General features: G+C 38.8%; 12 protein-coding genes. 1 reads left to right on the forward strand and 11 read right to left on the reverse strand.

Annotation, left to right across the window (positions count from 1 at the left end; translation table 11 throughout):
• Window positions 1–14 precede the first annotated feature (14 nt).
• The 4 genes from LW139_RS14060 to glyA all read right to left on the reverse strand — a co-directional run bounded on the left by LW139_RS14060 (window position 15) and on the right by glyA (window position 4638).
• Window positions 15–677 carry a CerR family C-terminal domain-containing protein gene (locus LW139_RS14060; protein ID WP_166540785.1) on the reverse strand — a complete coding sequence of 221 codons (663 nt, stop codon included), beginning with the start codon at window positions 675–677 and terminating at the stop codon, window positions 15–17.
• A 26-nt stretch (window positions 678–703) separates the two neighbouring features.
• Window positions 704–1972 carry a M24 family metallopeptidase gene (locus LW139_RS14065; protein WP_227335767.1) on the reverse strand — a complete coding sequence of 423 codons (1269 nt, stop codon included), beginning with the start codon at window positions 1970–1972 and terminating at the stop codon, window positions 704–706.
• Between the two features lie 165 nt (window positions 1973–2137).
• On the reverse strand, window positions 2138–3292 hold the full coding sequence (locus LW139_RS14070; RefSeq protein ID WP_166540787.1) for a 3-phenylpropionate MFS transporter: 1155 nt from the start codon (window positions 3290–3292) through the stop codon (window positions 2138–2140).
• Window positions 3293–3384: 92 nt separating this feature from the next.
• Entirely contained in the window at window positions 3385–4638 is a 1254-nt protein-coding gene (glyA, locus tag LW139_RS14075; RefSeq protein WP_164526493.1) for a serine hydroxymethyltransferase, read from the reverse strand.
• A 366-nt stretch (window positions 4639–5004) separates the two neighbouring features.
• Between glyA and hmpA the strand changes: the two genes are divergently transcribed.
• Window positions 5005–6201, forward strand: coding sequence for an NO-inducible flavohemoprotein (gene hmpA / locus LW139_RS14080; protein WP_247850096.1), 1197 nt, complete (start codon window positions 5005–5007; stop codon window positions 6199–6201).
• 106 nt (window positions 6202–6307) lie between these two features.
• On the opposite strand, the gene LW139_RS14085 is transcribed toward hmpA, so the two are convergent.
• The 7 genes from LW139_RS14085 to purL form a co-directional block, all read right to left on the reverse strand.
• Complete coding sequence (locus LW139_RS14085) at window positions 6308–6955, reverse strand: hypothetical protein (RefSeq protein WP_166540789.1); 648 nt, start codon at window positions 6953–6955, stop codon at window positions 6308–6310.
• A gap of 266 nt (window positions 6956–7221) precedes the next feature.
• Complete coding sequence (gene glnB / locus LW139_RS14090; RefSeq protein ID WP_109392985.1) at window positions 7222–7560, reverse strand: nitrogen regulatory protein P-II; 339 nt, start codon at window positions 7558–7560, stop codon at window positions 7222–7224.
• 15 nt (window positions 7561–7575) lie between these two features.
• Entirely contained in the window at window positions 7576–9192 is a 1617-nt protein-coding gene (locus tag LW139_RS14095; protein ID WP_166540790.1) for an NAD+ synthase, read from the reverse strand.
• A gap of 73 nt (window positions 9193–9265) precedes the next feature.
• Window positions 9266–10603, reverse strand: coding sequence for a two-component system response regulator GlrR (gene glrR, locus LW139_RS14100; protein ID WP_087803278.1), 1338 nt, complete (start codon window positions 10601–10603; stop codon window positions 9266–9268).
• Between the two features lie 11 nt (window positions 10604–10614).
• The gene (gene qseG, locus LW139_RS14105; RefSeq protein WP_244179630.1) at window positions 10615–11646 is read right to left on the reverse strand and encodes a two-component system QseEF-associated lipoprotein QseG; all 1032 of its coding nucleotides are present in this window, start codon (window positions 11644–11646) and stop codon (window positions 10615–10617) included.
• Window positions 11646–13094, reverse strand: coding sequence for a sensor histidine kinase (locus LW139_RS14110; protein ID WP_162556961.1), 1449 nt, complete (start codon window positions 13092–13094; stop codon window positions 11646–11648). Before LW139_RS14110 ends, qseG begins: the two co-directional genes overlap by 1 nt.
• Before the next feature lie 689 nt (window positions 13095–13783).
• Window positions 13784–17674 carry a phosphoribosylformylglycinamidine synthase gene (gene purL / locus LW139_RS14115; RefSeq protein ID WP_247850097.1) on the reverse strand — a complete coding sequence of 1297 codons (3891 nt, stop codon included), beginning with the start codon at window positions 17672–17674 and terminating at the stop codon, window positions 13784–13786.
• Between the last annotated feature and the right edge of the window lie 60 nt (window positions 17675–17734).

The raw sequence follows: 17734 nt of genomic DNA on the forward strand, positions 1-17734 counted from the left end.
CTATCCATTTCTTATTATATTAATAATGCATTTACTGATAATTTGCTGATTTCTAGCGCTATCTTGTCCAGTAATTGCGATGTTATTTCTTGCTTATCAATACGTAATAAAAATGCTTTTCGGGCTATCACAAATCCTAGTATTTGCCCAATCATCGCATGAGCACGAATAGTAGTGGTTAATTTATCGCAATCTTTATCTATTAATTCAATAAGATGGGAAAGTCTTATATGAAAAGGTTCTATGAGATTATGATAAATTAATTCATAATTTTCAGTCGGTTCTAACTGTTCCCGTAAAATCAATTGACTATAATAATGGCGCTCTGGTGCTAATAACGCTCGCGCTAATCCCGTCATCAATAAAGGAATTAACTCAGCAAATAATTCATAATTAAGTTTATCTTCTTTTAATATACGCTGAAGTTTATTATCAAATTGGTCAAAATGAATTTCTGAGGCTAATTCTGTCGCAATATATTGAATAACAGCAGTATACACGCCAAGTTTCCCACCAAAATGATAAGGAATTGCTGACTGATTAACACCAGCATCCTGCGCAAGTTGTCGCGTTCTCAACCCGCTAATTCCATGTAGCGCAAAAAGTTTAATCCCTTCTTGTATTAACTTTTCTTGAGTCTGTTCTGTACTTATCGCGGTTTTACTGGTGTTTTTCATTATTTGTTAACTATTTTATATTTGGCTTATAGATCAGCACGCATTAATTGTGTTGAGTTTGAATTTAACTCAATCCCTTTACTTTTACCAACAACAACCGTACCACCTAAGTTACATAAGTGATGACCGAAGCCACAGTTAGGCTCAAACGCAAACGTCATGCCTTCTTGTAATACAAGCTCTCGTCCCGGATTTGGTAATCGTTCAATTTGTTTATAGCGACTCGCTAATGGCAATGATTCGATACCTGGAGCAGTACCAAACCCAATAGGTCCGTATGGATTGATACTATGGATAAGTGGATGCACATGCCATCCTCCTGATTTTAATAATGGTTTTTCCATTAAATCAACCACTTCACCAAAAGTAATCCCCGCCTTTAAATGTTCAACACCTATTTCATAGCATTCACGAGCAACCAAAGCGGCTTTTTCTAAGTTTTCGTGAATTTTACCTACGGCAACAGCAGCCTGATGTTGTGTTTCATACATTCCATATAAAGCAAAAATTTCTGATAACACAATATCACCAATTTGAATTTCACGAGGTGCTTGTGAACGATATTGCCAAGCTGGAGGCCCCCAACCGATATATTCAGAACCTGATCCCATTAGAATTTCAGCCGTAAATCCACCTCTTGATAAGCAAGTTGCAGTAATGGCGGCAGCAAGATCGGCTTCTGTCGCTCCAGGTCTAGTGGTGACTCGCATTGCTTCACTCATTGCTTCACCAATAGCGGCTGCATATCTTACATGTGTCAGTTCTTCTTCACTTTTAACCGATGCGCGCTTAAAGAAATCACGATACACACAGCTAAATTTCGCATGAGGGAATGCATCTTTAATACCGTTTAGAGTATTAAATGGCATTGCACCATCAAAATAGAATGGAGGATAAGGCTCTAAACCAATAACACCAATATGTGCATTTTGCTGTACACCCATTTCTTTCAGAAATTGAGCAATATTACGCCCTGTTTTTCCTACAACAAGATTATCTTCATCTATCCATTGCAAATCACCGCGTAATTTTGCCTGCATATGATCAGCGATCATCATTGGAGCAAAAGTGGCAATTAAGGGTTTTTTATCTTCATGAAAAATAACAACTGAGCCTAGTCGATCATTTGTAAAATAGTGATCAATACAAAATGGTGCAGGTGCTGCGGATTCTCTATCACCATAGATAATCAATGTATCTAACTGATTATCTTTCATAATATCTCTAGCTAATTGCCAGCGTCTGTCTCTTTCTTGTAAAGAAAAACTCGCTGGGATCACCGATTTATTGTTCATAATAATACTCTCTCTGCATTAATTCATTTGAATGAATTAAATTTAAACCTAATATTTGAAATGGTCAATTATTCTTTTGATCAAAAAATGCGCTTTTAAAAGGAGAAAAAAAAGATCTGCAATATCAGAAACATTACAGATCTTAATTTTTATGAAATAAAAGAATTAGGTATTTTGAGGTTGTACTTTGGGTCTGATAAACATCGCTGGGATCGTTAATGCTGCCATTAACCAAAAGATCAACGATTCTTGATTTGGGAGTTTTTCATATAGCCAGCCCGATATAATCGTCATAATGGCTATACTTCCTCCCATTGCTAAAGCGGAATACACTGCTTGCAGACGAATAATTTCGTGTTCTTGGCGGGCGCTAATAAAACGCATTGCAGCTAAATGACATACTGTGAACGTACCACTATGTAAGATTTGAACGACAATAAGTGCGGGTAATGCGGTAAAACTTCCCATTAATCCCCAACGTAAAAGCCCTGCAAAAGCAGAAAGTAGCAGTAGATCTCTTGCACTCCACCGGCGGAATAAACGGTGACTGAGCATAAAAACGATAACTTCAGAAACCACACCTAATGACCAAAGATAGCCAATTGTTGCAGTGTCATACCCAGCCTTTTCCCAATAAAGCGCGCTAAAACCATAATAGGCTGCATGTGCGCCTTGTAGTAGAGAAACACATAACAAAAAGCGCCAAACAGGCCCATCAGAAATGAGTTTCATAAAAGACACATTACTCTGTTTTGCTTTTTTGACCTTTCCTTGAGGCATGACTTTAGGACGAAGCATCGATGTAAGAAATAATGCGAGGGTACTGGCAATCAACCCATAAAGAATGATGGGATGCCCAAAAGCATCAATTAAAATCCCCAACAATGATGAACTAATAATAAAAGCAATAGAGCCCCAAACACGGATTTTTCCATAATCAAAGGGGAACTGTTTTTGCCAAGTTCCAGCCAAGGAATCCCCTAAAGGCACCATAGGTGAAAAGAATACGTTAAATCCAGTCATCACAAAGAATAGCCATGCCCAATGGCTGCCCATCATAAATGCAACAGTAAAGAGTAATGAGAGAAAGGCGAATAGTCGTAATGCTGTGATAAGTTTTGATGGATCTTTTACTGCAGGCGTTAAGATAAGGCTACCGACAAAACGTGCAGTTAAACCTACACCTAATAACAGACCTATCATCGCAGGATCGACACCCTCTCCTTTTAGCCATATTGACCAAAAAGGTAAAAAGATACCGTATGAGAAAAAATACGTAAAATAATCTAAGGCAAGCCACAGTGTTGATGGAATAACCATCCAATCCCCCATTTTTAAGATGCAAAAAAACCCGCCAAGAACAAGTTCTCGAAGCGGGCTTGTACAACGGGTTTTATTATATCGTTACAAACTTATGCGTAAACTGGAAATTTAGCGCAGATATCCAAGACTTTTTGTTTCACTTTTTCAATGTTCGCTTCATCATTGATATTATCAAGGACATCACACATCCAACCGGCTAATTCACGAGCTTCCGCTTCTTTAAAACCACGACGTGTAATTGCAGGAGAACCGATACGAACACCAGAAGTGACAAATGGGCTACGTGGATCATTTGGTACACTGTTTTTGTTAACAGTGATATTTGCACGACCGAGCGCTGCATCTGCATCTTTACCTGTAATATCTTTATCAACTAAGTCTAATAAAAACAGGTGGTTTTCAGTTCCGCCAGACACTACTTTATAACCGCGTTCTAAGAAAACGTCTACCATTGCTTTCGCGTTTTTAGCAACTTGTTGCTGATAAACTTTAAATTCAGGTTCCATAGCTTCTTTTAATGCAACCGCTTTACCCGCGATAACGTGCATTAAAGGGCCACCTTGAGAGCCAGGGAACACTGCTGAGTTCAGTTTTTTGTAGAACTCTTCATCTCCGCCTTTAGCAAGGATAAGGCCACCACGTGGGCCAGCTAATGTTTTATGCGTTGTTGTTGTAACAACATGTGCATGAGGAACTGGGTTAGGATAAACACCCGCAGCAATCATACCTGCAACGTGCGCCATATCAACAAACAGGTAGGCACCAATGCTATCTGCGATTTCACGCATTTTTGCCCAATCAACCAAACCAGAATAGGCAGAGAAACCACCAATAATCATTTTTGGTTGATGTTTTTTAGCTTGAATAGCGATATCTTCGTAATCAATTTTACCTGATTCATCAATACCATAAGGTACGATATTATATAGTTTACCAGAGAAGTTAACTGGTGAACCATGAGTCAAGTGACCGCCTTGTGCTAAGTTCATACCTAAAACAGTATCACCCGGTTTTAACAATGCCATATAAACAGCCGCATTCGCTTGTGAACCTGAGTGAGGCTGTACGTTAGCATAGTCAGCACCAAATAATGCTTTTGCACGATCGATTGCCAGTTGCTCTACAACATCCACATACTCACAACCACCGTAGTAACGTTTACCCGGATAGCCTTCAGCATATTTATTTGTCAGCTGAGATCCTTGCGCCTGCATAACACGAGGACTGGTATAGTTTTCAGAAGCAATAAGTTCGATGTGCTCTTCTTGACGAGTCACTTCACCTTCCATTGCATTCCATAATTCTGGATCGTAATCAGCAATATTCATTTCACGTTTTAACATTCAGATCTCCTGACTCAGCTAACTTCACTAAAGACAAACTCCCATACGGGAGAAAGAATGGCATACAGTGTAAACTCTTTTTCTTCATTGAGATAGCCCCTAATGAAAAAATACGCAATCGTTTGCCATTCAATTATAACAGCACCTTATTACTTTTTAACAACCTCATTTTATCCTGTGCTTATTCCTCTTTTTGAGGCACATCTCGCCTTATTATGCAAACACCCCGCATCATTCTCTAAGATTTGATATTTTTTGTTAAAAAATAAAAACAGTTATTTACAAAATAATCAAAAAGCGATAAGTTGCATATAAAATGCAATTTATAAAAATTCACAATAAACTGAAAATTTTTCAGGAGCAATTATGTTAGATGCACAAACTATCGCGACAATTAAATCAACAATTCCTCTTATTGCTAAAACAGGCCCTGCATTAACCGCACATTTTTATGATCGAATGTTCTCTCGTCATCCTGAATTAAAAGATATCTTCACCATGAGTCACCAAAGTAGTGGCGCTCAACGTGAAGCCTTATTTAATGCGATATGCGCTTATGCAATTAATATTGAAAACTTACCTACAATTTTACCGGCAGTTGAAAAAATCGCACAAAAACACGTCAGTTTAAATATTCTTCCTGAGCATTATCCCATCGTAGGTGAAAATTTATTGGCTACAATTGATGAAATGTTTAATCCCGGGCAAGAAGTGTTAGACGCTTGGGGCGCCGCTTATCAAGTGTTAGCAGATGTTTTTATTAATCGTGAAGAGCAAATTTATCAACAAAAAGAACAAACAAGCGGTGGTTGGAGAGGATTACGAGCTTTTAAAGTCACACATAAAGTAAAACGAAGTGATGTTATTACCAGCTTTGAATTAGCGCCTGAAGACGGCCTTGATATTACACCTTATCAAGCTGGGCAATATTTAAGTCTTTATATCCGTGATGAACGTCTTGAAAACCAAGAAATACGTCAATATTCATTAACTCAATCTTCAAATAATAAAACATACCGCATCGCAGTCAAACGCGAAGAGAAAGGTATTTTATCGAATTTTCTTCATGACCATATTCAAGAAGGGGATACTGTACAAGTCGCCGCACCAGGGGGGGATTTTTATTTAGAGGTATCACCAACAACACCTGTTACATTAATTTCAGCGGGTGTGGGTTTAACCCCCATGTTATCAATGTTACACACACTTTCTGCTCATCAAGCCAATGTTAATTGGTTACATGCTGCTGAACATGGAGGTGTTCATGCCTTTAAAAGTGAAGTTCATCAAGTCGGTAGTAAACTTCCACATTATCAACAAGCAGTTTGGTATCGCACACCACGACCTGAAGATGTACAAAATCAAGAATATCAATTTGAAGGTCTAATGACATTAAAACAAGTTGAGGATTGGATAAGCATTCCTGATATGCATTTCTATTTTTGCGGACCATTACCTTTTATGCAGTCTGTTGCAAAACAACTTATTGAATTAGGTATTAATCGTGAAAAATTTCATTATGAATGTTTTGGCCCTCATGCTGTTATTATGCAAGATTTATAATCAATAAATAATCAAACCATTAAAACAAAGCTTTAAAATAGAATAATGAAAAAGCGCTGATAGCATCATATTTATCAGCGCTTTTGTTATTTAGATCATACTATTTTTATGGTTGATATTTATTTTCAATCGTAGCAGGAATAACATGATCTTTAGCAGAAAAACCGTACCAAATAACACTAATTAGACAGAGTGTATAACCAAATAATTCAGATCCCTCTTCCACCATGTTTTTAACAGTGCGGTTATAATCCTCACCTAATAATTTAGACCATAATATTCCCATACCAAATAGACGAGAGAACAACAAAATACATAATAGGCCTGCAACTAACATTCCATGGCTTGGATGAGTAATAAAGTGAATTAAGCCTTTTAATGTTCTCTTACCTTCTCTGATCGCAATAGCAATACTAATAAACGTCACCGTTAGAGCAAACCAAACCCAAGAGCCGTGTGCAATCTGATCAAAAACACCATCTAACTCACGAATTAAAATACACAAGAAAAAGCCCATAATTAGAGTGAACGCTCCCCGTTGTTCACTGTCTTGATAGGCTTTAACAAAAAAGAATAAGCAAATCATTGCGACAATAGTTTCTTGGCCTAATTCAGTTACTGACGTTTCTGAAATACCATTATCAAAAACAAAAATATCAAGAAATATAAATCCCGTAGTGATAGCGATTAACACTGCTGCACATAAAAATAAAGCAAGACGCTTTAATAAATAATTAAACATTATTTTGCCCATACCTTAATGATTTTTAATGTCGATGATAATAGCTTTACTTAAAAGTTATTGAATAACATTTTGTGCCTTAGAATTTATAAAAAATAGTAAAATAAATTGTTAATAATCATCAATAGACTTGCATAAGATATAAATAGCATTTTAGGTAAAACATAAAAAAATTAATTATGCGCAAGAAAATGAAAAAACCCGATATTTTGATTAAAAAATATCAGGCTTTAATAAAAATAAATAATGTAACTATTTAGCTTAAGTTTGAACAATAATTAAATAGCTTCTTCGTCTTGCTCGCCAGTACGAATACGAATAACACGATTCACATCAAAAACAAAAATCTTACCGTCACCAATTTTACCTGTTTGTGCTGTTGTCATAATTGTATCTACACAGGTTTCAACAATTTCGTCAGCAACAACAATTTCAATTTTTACTTTAGGTAAAAAATCGACCATGTATTCCGCACCACGGTAAAGTTCAGTATGCCCTTTTTGACGACCAAAACCTTTCACTTCAGTTACGGTCATTCCAGTGATACCCACTTCACCAAGCGCTTCTCTTACATCATCTAACTTAAACGGCTTAATTATCGCTTCAATTTTTTTCATCGTATTATCCTGCTATTACCAGTTGTGGCGACCAAAACCGCTTGTTATTGGGTATCTGCGATCTTTACCAAAATTACGACTTGTAATACGTGGCCCGACAGGGGCTTGACGTCGCTTGTATTCATTAATATCGACTAATTTTATCACTTTACGGACCGTTGCTTCATCAAATCCAGCGGCAACTAAATCAGAAACAGATTTATCCTGTTCAACATAACCTTCAAGAATAGCATCAAGAATATCATAAGGTGGTAAATTATCTTGGTCAGTTTGCCCCGGCGCTAACTCTGCTGATGGTGGTCTATCAATCACACGTTGAGGAATAGCCGGTGAAAGTGTATTACGATATTTAGATAGTTCAAAAACTAATGTTTTAGGGACATCTTTTAACACATCAAAGCCCCCTGCCATATCACCATACAATGTCGAGTATCCCACTGCGGATTCACTTTTATTGCTTGTGGTGAGCACTAAACGACGGCGTTTATTTGACATCGCCATCAAGATCACCGCGCGACAGCGAGCCTGTAGATTTTCTTCTGTAGTATCAGCGGCAGTATCTTTAAACATAGGTGCTAACTGTGCCATAAAGGCATCAAACATGGGTTCAATAGATACCGTATCGAATTCGATACCTAATAAATCTGCTTGTTCTTTGGCATCATGAATACTCATTTCAGAAGTATAACGAAAAGGCATCATAACCGCTTGAACACTCTCTTTTCCTAATGCATCAGCAGCAATAGCAACCGTTAATCCAGAATCAATCCCTCCAGATAATCCGAGAATTGCCCCTTTAAAACCGTTTTTAGTGACATAATCACGCGTTGCAAGCACTAATGCTTGATACACTTGCGCTAAAGGTGAAAGTTCTGGTGCGGGATCTACCATTGGGATAATCGTTAATTCATCAAGCTCTACAACTGCGGTTTGCTCATCAAATGCAGCTAAACGATGAGTGATCGTGCCTCTTTCATCAAATACTTTAGAACAACCATCAAAGACCAGCTCATCTTGACCGCCAATTTGATTAAGATAGATCACTGGAAGATGCGTTCTTTGACAATGCTCTTTAATTAACTGTGTACGGACATGGGGTTTTTCACGGTTATATGGCGAGGCGTTAATAGATAAAACAAGATCTGCCCCTGCTTGTTTTAATGCATCGATAGGCTCATTAATCCAGATATCCTCACAAATTAACAAACCTAAGTGGTAACCTTTAAATGGCACAACACAACGTTCATTTCCTTGTTGGAAATATCGTTTTTCGTCAAACACACCGTAATTAGGTAATTGTTGTTTGAAATAACGTGCTTGTAACTCACCTTTATAGAAAAATGAGAGTGCGTTATAAATTTTGCCGTTTTGCCACCAAGGATGTCCAACAACAATTGCTGTTTTTTTACTTGCTTGTTCTAAACGCGTAAGTTGTGTTTCACAGCGTTGCTGGAAATCAGGACGAAATAGCAGATCTTCAGGAGAGTAACCGCATAACGCCAGCTCAGAAAACATGACCAAATCGGCCTCTTCTTGCGCTTTAACGGTAGATAACATGCGTTCACAGTTACCTTCTATATCGCCAACAACCCAATTGAGTTGAGCCATTGCGAGTTTTAATTTACGACTCATAAAAATTAGTCTCTCCGCTATCTTTCGCATTAAAAGAAAGCTAGTTTAAAAATATATTCGTTATCTGAAAAGGTTATTCTTTAAAATCATTCGCATCTAGCTCATGACGGGATAACAATTTGTAAAACTCAGTTCGATTGCGTCCTGCCATGCGTGCCGCTTGAGTCACGTTGCCTTTCGTCATTTGCAGTAGCTTTCTCAAATAAGTCATTTCAAAATGCCCTCTTGCTTCAGCAAATGTGGGTAAAGCGGTATTTTCACCCTGTAAGGCTTGTGTCACTAAAGCTTCACTAATAACTGGAGCTGTCGTTAAAGCGACGCATTGTTCAATCACGTTAACTAATTGACGCACATTTCCGGGCCAACTTGCTGTCATCAAGCATTTCATCGCATCAGTGGAAAAACTTCGGACAAAAGGCTTATGGCGTTTAGCTGATTCGCGTAATAGGTGATTTGCAAGCACAGGAATGTCTTCAGCTCTCTCACTTAATGTAGGAATTCGTAGATTCACCACATTTAAACGATAGAACAAATCTTCACGGAATTCATTACGTTCCATCGCTTTAGGTAAATCACGATGTGTGGCAGAAAGGATACGGACATCAATATCAATATCACGGTTGCTTCCTAATGGGCGAACTTTTCGCTCTTGCAAAACACGTAATAATTTAACTTGTAATGCCATTGGCATATCGCCAATTTCATCTAAAAACAGTGTACCGCCTTCAGCCGCCTGAAATAGACCTTCACGACTACTTACTGCTCCTGTAAAAGCACCTTTCGCATGACCGAATAGTTCAGATTCTAAAAGTTGTTCTGGTAAGGCGCCACAGTTAATGGCTATAAAAGGCTTTTTGGCTCTAGGACTTGCACGATGAATAGCTTGAGCAAGAACTTCTTTACCTGTACCACTTTGGCCATTAATAAGTACACTGACATCAGATTGTGCGACTAACTTTGCTTGCTCTAATAAACGTAGCATTTGTGGGCTACGCGTCACGATATCTTTTGACCACTCTTCATCTGAAACCGTGGTCACTAATTCCAGCGCTTCATCAATTGCCTTATAAAGTGCATCTCGATCAACGGGTTTAGTTAAAAAGCTAAATACACCTTGTTGTGTTGCTGCAACGGCATCAGGAATAGAGCCATGAGCAGTTAGAATAATGACTGGCATTCCGGGTTGCTGGCGCTGTATTTCAGCAAACAATGCCATACCATCCATTTCATCCATGCGCAGATCGCTAATAACAAGGTCTATTTTTTCTTTTAAGAGAAGTTTTAGTGCTTCTTGCCCACTTTCAGCGGTGAAGATATGAAAACCTTCACTTGTTAACCGCATACCAAGTAACTTTAATAGCCCAGGATCGTCATCGACAAGTAAAAGATTTGCTGATTTATGGCCAGCCATGCACATTCTCCTTATTTAGATCCTGCTTCAGTCGGTTTAGCATCCTGTTTTTCTATTTCAGTTTTAACAGGCTCAGGTTTAACCACTTCAGGTTTTGCAGATTCTGGTTTTGAAGGTTCAGGTTTAACCGCTGTTGCAGAAGGTGTTTTTTCCTCACCCTTTGTTTTTTCTGTTATCGATTGTGTATGTGTAGAAGTAGACTTTTCAGTCGGTTTTTCAACGACTGGCTTTTCAACAACTGTCTTTTCTGTTTCAGGGGATGTGGTTGCCACACTCTCCGTTAAGTCTTCATTTTGTGATAACGAATCAACAGAGCCACTTTGTTTTCTATTCGATAACTGCCTTTCAATTTGGGTAAGGCTTTCAAGCTTCTTCAGTGTGATATTCAGTTCATGCTGTAATGCATTATTCTCTTTTCTTAGGGTATCTATTCTATTATCTGTTTCTGTGGTTAAACGACGATAACGATTTTTTTCTTCTGCTAAAGAGAGAATGAGTGTTTGATTTTCAATCCATGTTGATAATAAAACACGCATAGAACTTGGAAATTGTAGCTTATAGCTTTCTAGTAACACTAATTGTGTTCGACGATCAGCAATCGTCATACCAGCACGCTCTAATAAAATGCTTTTATAAAATGCATCATCCCAACCTGTAACGACAACACTATTTGCTTGGCGTTGTGCTTCTGTAGTCATAATGCGATTCGTACATTCAATTGTGCGTAACCAATAAAGTGCATTATTAATGCCTTCATCATAAAAAGCACTTAATGTTTTACATTCAGCCCAACGGTAATCAATTGTTCTTTGTTTAACAACGGGTACATCAGGCTCGGGTTCTAACGACGCAGTGAGCGACTTTGGTGTACAGCCCGAAAGAACCAGTGGAAGCATAATAAACAAGACACACTGTTTCCAATTTAATGCGATCTTTCTAGTTGATGCAGGAGCCATAGATAACGGTTCAGTACCAAGCATCTGTTTATTTATTTTTTTATACTCATGATGAGGAGATGCTTGTATTTGTGACCTGATTTGCATTATTTATTCTCAGAAAGTAGCGGTAATTCAATACGAAAACAGACATCGGCATAGTCAGAAGGAACAACACTTAATTCACCTTCCATTCTTTTGATACAGTCATGAGCAATGCTTAAACCTAAACCACTTCCTTTTACAGCACCTTTGCGTAGTAAAGAACCTTGAAAAAAGGGCTCAAAAATCATTTTTTGTTCAGATTCAGGGATAGGCGTTCCTTTATTGGCTATATCAATCACTATCTTCTGTTCAACTTGATAACTAGAGATCCAGATATTACCTGATTCAGCACCATAGTGCACCGCATTCGAATAGAGATTGTCGATAACTCGTGATAATAATGTCGCTTCTGCTCGACATTTTGTCAGATTAAGTGAAATTATCGTTTTAATCTCTTTTGCTCTAGCAGGTAAGCTGTGTGCTAATACCACATCATTCACTAAATGAGTTAAATCGACCTCTTCAATTTGCTGAGGAACCTCAGAAAGTTTACGATTATAATCAAGTAGTTGTTCAATCAATAACTGTAACTGTTTACTACTATTATCAAGAATAGAAACCACTTCTTTTTGATCGAGCGTTAAAGGACCCGCAACTTCATCAGCTAATAATTCTGTACCTTCTCGCATACTAGCAAGTGGCGTTTTTAACTCATGAGAAATATGACGTAAAAACTCATGACGTTGTGATTCAAGCCATGCTAATCGTTCACTTAACCAAATAATACGTTGAGCTAACGATCGAAGCTCTCTAGGCCCTTGAAAAGAATCCAAATTGTTACTAAGCGTTCGCCCTTCTCCCAATCGATTGATCATCTTTTCAATTCCCTTAACTGGGCCGATGATCATTCGTGTAAATAGTGCGATGAGGATCAAACTGAATACGAACACAATAAGACTTTGCCAGCCGAAATAACGTCCTTTCTCAGCAATTGCCATTTGTAACTGTTCGCCACGGCTAAAGATAATCTCTTTTGTTAGCATTACTATACGATTATTGGCATAAGAGAACTGCTCAAGAGCTTGTTGCATATCTTTCGTAGGTTCACTGCTTTCACACTGAATAGACTTTAGCTTTTCAAGTGAAGAATTAAGCACGTCGGCTTCTTTAGATGAAGAAAGTGGAATTATGGTTTGTTGTAATGTTGAGAAGAGTTTGGTGTATTGCTGATAGCGTTGTTGGTACATATCATCATCAGTCTTATCACGTAAAACACAATAACGACGATAGTTTCCTTCCATCTCAATAGCTAAATTTCGCATAACTTCACTGCGTTCAGTATCAGCTAATGCATTTTTATTAGTAATTGCTGCTTGATTACTTAATTGATCGAGACTTTGATAAGCTTGATAAGCAAGGACAAGTAAAGGTAATAGCACCATCCAAAATGCCATTATCACGAGCTGTCTTAAAGAACGAGGAAAAATACGCCACTTTTTCAATGAAATCATCTCAACACCTATTAGAGTAATGCGATGCTACATGACTTGATAACAAGAAAAAAGTCCGACATTAGAAAATCAGGTGAGGATAACAAACACAAGCGAGAAAATATGACAGGCTCTAGAAGTGGGAGAGCGGAATATCTTACTGAGATATTCCGCCCGTCAAAATTTCATCTCTTTTCTCTCTAAAAGAGGATGAAGGTGGTGCCTCACTCCACGTGTCGCCCTGTGTTTGATAAGGTCCGAAGACGAGTATCATGATGTTGGACGGTAGGCACCTTACTCTGGCGTCATTCCTGGCTTATGTGGTATGTTCCCACCCATATTGTGGACCGACATAAAAAGTTGAATGAGCAACTGATTTATATAATGCACAACGCGTGCCAACTTTTCAAGAATAACATTAAGTAATTGAAAGAAAACAAGAAATAAAAACACCTCTATGATATTTTAATTACGTCTCTCTTTTATCTAGTTATAAAGTAACCAAGCTGTCTCCATATCCAGACAGAGTTACCCCATATTTTATAAACGCTTATATTTCAATAAATTAAGTGTCGCCAAAAAGAGACAAGCTAATGACTAAGTGTCGTTGTTTTTACACAATAAAAAATAATGCCTTTATTATCAATACAATAAAGCCTCTCGCTAAGTAGAGGCTTTATGTATTTACTACTAAGATAATTTACTTCTAATTAATCAAACTGCTTCCTTGCATTACGGAATAGTCGCATCCAAGGGCTATCTTCACCCCAGTTATCAGGATGCCAAGAGTTACTGACCGTTCTAAATACACGCTCAGGATGAGGCATCATAATAGTTGAACGTCCATCCTTTGTTGTAACAGCCGTGATCCCTTTTACTGAACCATTAGGATTTAATGGGTATTGTTCTGTTGGTTGACCATAATTATCAACAAAACGTAATCCCACTAAATTTTGTGCCTCTAATTGTGCTAATTGTTCAGCATGACGAAATTCCGCAAAACCTTCCCCATGAGAAACAGCGATAGGCATTTGTGAACCCACCATGCCCTGTAGCAATAATGATGGGCTTTCTGTCACTTTGACCAAACTAAAGCGAGCTTCAAAACGCTCAGAACGGTTACGAACAAAACGAGGCCATAAATCCGCCCCCGGAATAAGTTCAGATAATGTTGACATCATTTGACAACCATTACAGACACCAAGCGATAAGGTATCTTGGCGTTCAAAGAATTGAGTAAATTCATCACGTAAACGAGAATTAAATAGAATAGATTTAGCCCAACCTTCACCTGCACCTAATACGTCACCGTAAGAGAATCCTCCGCACGCCACCAGCACATCAAAATCACTTAATGAACGTCGTGACGAATGTAGGTCACTCATATGAACGTCAATAGCATCAAAACCAGCTCGGTCAAAAGCTGCCGCCATTTCAACATGAGAGTTAACGCCTTGCTCTCTTAGTACAGCAATACGAGGGCGGCTTCCTGTTGCAATATAAGGAGCTGCAATATCTTCGCTTGGGTCAAAGGTTAAATGCACGTTTAATCCCGGATCATTGATGTCCTGTTTTGCCTGATGTTCTTCATCAGCACACTCAGGGTTATCGCGTAAACGTTGCATTTGCCATGTTGTTTCAGCCCACCAAAGACGTAGCGTACTGCGTTTTTCATTATAAACTTCAGTTTCACGACTTTGAATTATAACGGCATCATCTTGTGTTGCTTGACCTAAATAGTGTAAGCAATCGGCTAAACCGCATTGGGTAAATAATGATTCAACTGCATCTTGATGTTGAGCACTAATTTGGATCACGCCACCTAGCTCCTCATTAAAGAGTCCCGCTAAGATATCTTCATCATAAGCACTAATATCAACATTTAACCCACAGTGACCAGCAAACGCCATTTCTGCAAGAGTGACAAATAAACCGCCATCAGAGCGATCATGATAAGCCAACAATTTGCCTTCATTGACCAATTGTTGCATCACATTAAAGAATTGTTTTAGCTGTTCTACATTACGAAGGTCTGCGGCTTTTTGACCTAACTGGCGATAAACTTGTGCTAAAGCTGTCGCACCTAATGCGTTATGTCCATTACCCAGATCAATCAGATATAAACGGTTACCTGATTGTGTCGATAATTCAGGCGTTACCGTTTTACGTACATCTTCAACGCGAGAGAATGCTGTAATAACTAAAGAAAGCGGAGAGGTAACTTCTTTGTTTTTTCCATCTTTATCCTGCCAACGTGTTTTCATTGACATAGAGTCTTTACCAACAGGAATAGTGATACCTAACTCTGGGCATAACTCCTCACCAATAGCTTTCACTGCATCATACAAACCTGCATCTTCACCAGGATGCCCCGCTGCCGACATCCAATTAGCCGAAAGCTTAATGCGATTAAGTGCTTCTACATCACAGCCAGCCATATTTGTTAACGCTTCGCCGACAGCCATACGTGCAGATGCGGCAAAATCTAATAGTGCGATTGGCGCCCGTTCACCAATCGACATTGCCTCACCATAATAGCTATCTAATGTTGCTGTGGTAACAGCACAGTTAGCAACAGGTATTTGCCAAGGACCAACCATTTGATCACGAGCAACCATGCCTGTTACAGTGCGGTCACCAATGGTAATTAAGAAGGTTTTTTCTGCCACAGTAGGTAAATGAAGCACTCGATAAACTGCATCTTTTAAATCAATATCTTTACGATCTAGATACTCACCTTCTGTTTTTTGTGATTTCACATCACGTAACATTTTAGGCGCTTTACCTAATAATATGTCCAATGGCATATCAATGGGCTTATTATCAAAGTGTGTATCGTTTAATACTAATTCACGCTCTTGCGTTGCTTCACCAATTACAGCATAAGGTGCTCTTTCACGTTGGCATAACGCATCAAACAGAGGCATTTTTTCTGGTGATACTGCCAACACATAACGTTCTTGAGATTCATTACACCAGATTTCAAGTGGGCTCATCCCCGGCTCATCATTTAAAACATCACGCAGTTCAAAACGACCACCACGACCACCATCATTGACTAATTCAGGCATCGCATTAGAAAGACCACCAGCCCCTACATCATGAATAAATAAGATAGGGTTATCATCACCCAACTGCCAGCAACGATCGATAACTTCTTGGCAACGTCGCTCCATTTCTGGATTGTCACGTTGAACAGAAGCAAAATCTAAGTCCGCATCAGATTGCCCTGAAGTCATAGAAGAAGCCGCACCGCCGCCCAGACCGATGTTCATAGATGGGCCACCTAATACGATCAACTTAGCGCCAACAGTGATCTCCCCTTTTTGAACATGGTCTTCACGAATATTACCAATGCCACCAGCTAGCATAATTGGTTTATGATAACCGCGAATTTCAACACCATTATGGCTATTAACTTGTTCTTCATAAGTTCTGAAATAGCCTAGTAATGCAGGACGACCGAACTCGTTATTAAATGCGGCACCACCCAGTGGACCTTCTGTCATGATGTCTAATGCATTAACAATACGCTCTGGTTTGCCAAAATCTTCTTCCCAAGGCTGTTCAAATCCTGGAATACGCAGGTTAGATACTGAAAATCCTACTAAACCCGCTTTAGGCTTAGCACCACGCCCCGTTGCACCTTCATCTCGAATTTCACCACCAGAGCCTGTTGCAGCTCCCGGCCAAGGTGAAATCGCTGTTGGGTGGTTGTGTGTTTCTACTTTCATCAAGATATGTACGGGTTCTTGATGATAATGGTAATGCCCTTTTTCAGCATCTGGATAAAAACGTCCAGCAACCGACCCTTCCATAACAGCCGCATTATCTTTATATGCTGACATGACATAATCAGGAGTTTGCTCAAACGTATTTTTAATCATTTTAAATAATGACTTATCTTGCGCTTTGCCATCAATAATCCAATCTGCATTAAATATTTTATGGCGACAATGTTCAGAGTTGGCTTGTGCAAACATATAAAGCTCAACATCAGTTGGATTACGCGCTAAACGATTAAAAGCATCGACTAAATAATCAACTTCATCATCAGCAAGTGCTAATCCCATTTCAATGTTTGCTTTAACAAGCGCATCTTTACCTTTAGCAAGCACATCTATCGTTTTTAATGGTGCTGGCGTTTGCTCTGCAAACAGTGCATTCACATCTTGATGATTTAAGAAAATGGTTTCCATCATTCGGTCATGAATCAAACCATAAAGCTGTTGCCATTGAGTTTCTGTCATCGTATCGCCTTCAATAAAGTAAGCGATACCACGTTCAATTCTGACCACCTTGGATAAACCACAGTTATGTGCAATATCTGTTGCTTTAGAAGACCAAGGTGAAATCGTTCCAGGGCGAGGTGTCACCACTCGCATTTCCCCAACAGGCTCATGCTCTGTTAATGAAGGCCCGTAATGTAATAATTGGCTTAATTTAATCTGGTCATCTTCAGATAACTGCCCTTCCACTTTTGCGAAATGAACAAATTCCGCATATATACCTTGCACAGGAAGGTCATTTTCCTGACATTGAGTGAGTAATTTATTAATACGAAACGCGGATAAAGCGGGGGAGCCACGCAGGATTTCCATAGTATTGAGTTCTCTCTTTTAGCAGCTAGCCTGATCAATCATTCAGGGGAAACGCGCCTA

This window comes from Proteus vulgaris (genome assembly GCF_023100685.1).
GTDB lineage: Bacteria > Pseudomonadota > Gammaproteobacteria > Enterobacterales > Enterobacteriaceae > Proteus.